General features: G+C 44.1%; 2 protein-coding genes and 1 pseudogene. 1 reads left to right on the top strand and 2 read right to left on the bottom strand.

The window, feature by feature from the left end; all coding sequences use genetic code 11:
- Nucleotides 1–45 precede the first annotated feature (45 nt).
- Complete coding sequence (locus Q0192_RS18610; RefSeq protein WP_299291999.1) at nucleotides 46–504, top strand: RES family NAD+ phosphorylase; 459 nt, start codon at nucleotides 46–48, stop codon at nucleotides 502–504.
- A 179-nt stretch (nucleotides 505–683) separates the two neighbouring features.
- On the opposite strand, the gene xylA is transcribed toward Q0192_RS18610, so the two are convergent.
- The gene (xylA, locus tag Q0192_RS18605) at nucleotides 684–2,015 is read right to left on the bottom strand and encodes a xylose isomerase (RefSeq protein WP_299291997.1); all 1,332 of its coding nucleotides are present in this window, start codon (nucleotides 2,013–2,015) and stop codon (nucleotides 684–686) included.
- A gap of 105 nt (nucleotides 2,016–2,120) precedes the next feature.
- A pseudogene (locus Q0192_RS18600) lies at nucleotides 2,121–2,934 on the bottom strand (FGGY-family carbohydrate kinase); the annotation flags it as partial.

Genomic DNA, 2,934 nt, shown 5'->3' with positions numbered 1-2,934 from the left:
GGTAATTGGAGAACTTACGCGGATTAATCATGGAATTTTAGTGTAGTGGAAGTTTTTAGATTATCCAGGAGAAAATTTGCAACCACTTTATCTGGAAAAGGTGCTGCCTTAAAAGGTGCAAGATGGAATTCTGTTGGCGTAGAATTGATTTACACGGCAGCAAACCGATCTTTGGCAATGGCAGAAGTTGCCGTACATTTTACGTTAGCAACTTTACCAGATGATTATGTAATGATGGCCGTTTATGTTCCTGATGATATTTCCATCACTAAACTTGCTATGGCTGACTTACCTCCAAACTGGAACTCATTTCCGCACCCGGCATCAACACAATTTATAGGCGACAAATTTGTAGCCGAAAATAAAAGTTGTATGCTTCAAATCCCATCGGTTGTAACTTTCGGAGATTTTAACTTTTTGATCAATCCAAATCATTTGGATTTTTCTAAAATTAAAATTGTGGAGATTGTTGATTTTCCTTTTGATAAAAGGATATTTGAATGATCGGTAAAATAATGCAACGGTTATTATTAGATGCAAAAGTAATTACAATACTAACACCAGGTGAAGGTGTACCAAAAATGGCCAAGCGAAGTGGGAAAAAGTAAAATATTTTTAACTTTTAACAAAGAAGCACCCAGCTCTAAAGTCAAATGCTTCTTTTACCACCTAAAATTTAGTCTTTAGATATACCTGTTAACCAAATTCTCCAGATACTCCTGTTTACCGCTAATCGTTGCCGGTTCGCCGTTTTCTGCAGCGTAATTGCGTAAATCTTCTAAACTCAATTTGCCTTCTTCAAACGCCTTGCCTTTTCCGCTGTCAAAAGAAGCATAACGTTCCTGGCGGATTTTTTTATAATCTGATTTTTGCAAGATGTTATTTGTCGTAATTAAAGCGCGGGCAAAAATATCCATCCCACCAACGTGTGCATAAAACAAATCAGCTGGATCCGTCGAGTTTCTCCTGATCTTGGCATCAAAGTTAACGCCGCCGTATTTGATGCCGCCGCCTTCCAAGATGATCAGCATGGATTCAGTCAGTTCGTTAATATCGTTCGGGAATTGGTCGGTGTCCCAGCCGTTTTGCATATCGCCGCGGTTGGCATCAATAGAACCCAGCAAACCGGCATCCACGGCAACCTGCAACTCGTGCTGAAAAGTATGGCCGGCCAAAGTAGCGTGGTTCACTTCCAAATTGAGTGAAAAATCGTTCAGTAAATCGTATCGCTGCAAAAAGCCCAAAACGGTGGCCGCATCAAAATCATACTGGTGTTTGGTCGGTTCGGCCGGTTTTGGCTCGATAAAGAAGCTGCCTTTAAAGCCTAGTTTGCGTGCGTAATCTTTTGCTGCATGCAAAAATTTTGCAAAATGCTCCTGCTCGCGTTTCATGTTGGTGTTCAGCAAAGTCATGTAACCTTCGCGGCCTCCCCAAAACGTATAATTTTCTCCACCCAAAGCAATGGTGGCATCCAGTGCCGCTTTCACTTGTGCCGCACCGTGCGCCAAAACATGAAAATCAGGATTGGTGGAAGCACCGTTCATATATCTTCGGTGCGAGAACAAGTTGGCCGTTCCCCACAACAATTTCACGCCGCTTTGTGCTTGTTTTTCTTTGGCGTATGCTACCAGGGTTTGCAAACGGCGTTCGTTTTCGGCGATGTCATTTCCGTAATCTACCACATCCACATCGTGGAAACAGTAGTAAGGCAGGTTCATTTTGGTGAAGAATTCAAACGCCGCGTCCATTTTATCTTTGGCGCGTTCAATCGGATCCGCTTTTTCGTCCCAGGGAAAAATATGTGTGGCGCTGCCAAAAGGGTCGCTGCCATTGCCCACAAAAGAATGCCAGTACGCGCCGGCAAACTTAAAATGTTCTTTCATCGTTTTGCCGGCCACGACGCGGTTCTCGTCGTACCAGCGAAAGGCCAGCGGGTTGTCGGATTCCAAACCTTCAAATTGGATCTGGCCAATGCCTTGAAAAAACTCTTTTTCTCCGGTTACTATTTGTCCCATAGTTTTATAGTTAGTGTTGTTATCGTTTTTAATTTTTATGTTGATTTAAAGATGTTTTATAAAATGGTTGTCCTGCTAATTTTATTGCCATAAAAGAAGCATGTTCTAATGCAGTTGTTTTATTAACAACGCTTTCCATTGCTGGTAAACCGCTTCAAATTCTTGGTTTTTCGGTTCTATGGTTTCAACAGGCCGCATGTTTTTAAAAGCTTCCTGCGGAGAAGCAAAAATCCCCGCACCAATTCCTGCGCCTAATGCTGCGCCCGCACTCCCGTCGTTCTGGTACAGCTCTACCGGTACGCCGGTTGCGTTGACAAAAGCATCGGCAAAAACAGTACTCAAAAACAAATTGGCTTTTCCGGCGCGGATGATATTTGGGCGAATCCCGTTTTCGCGCATAATGTCCAACCCGTAACGAAAAGCACAGGCAATCCCTTCCTGCACGGCCCGAAACAAATGTGCCGGACTGTGGTGGTTTACATCAATTCCAACGATTTGCGCCCCGATTTGCCTGTTGTTCAGCATCCGTTCGGCACCGTTGCCAAAAGGCAAAACCAGCAAACCTTCGCTCCCAACCTTGATTTTATTGGCCTCATCGTTCATCTGCTGATAAGAAATACCGCTGCCAAAAAGGCTTTTTGCCCAACGGTTCATGCTTCCCGTGCCGTTGATGCACAACAAAACACCGGTCCGGGTTTCGGTTTCGGTATAATTAACGTGGGCAAAAGTGTTAACGCGCGATTGCGGATCGTAAACCGGCTGATCGCTCACGCCATAAATTACGCCCGAAGTTCCGGCAGTTGCGGCCACTTCGCCAGGTTTCAAAACGTTTAAAGACAAAGCGTTATTTGGCTGGTCGCCAGCTTTCTAAGCAACCGGAATGCTTTTTTTAAGGCCTAATTTTTGGGCAATTTCCTGC

Source organism: uncultured Mucilaginibacter sp., assembly GCF_937859865.1.
In the GTDB taxonomy this organism is placed as follows: Bacteria; Bacteroidota; Bacteroidia; order Sphingobacteriales; family Sphingobacteriaceae; genus Mucilaginibacter_A.
The sequence above is the reverse complement of the archived record's forward strand: the minus strand, read 5'-3'. Positions and strand labels throughout refer to the sequence as shown.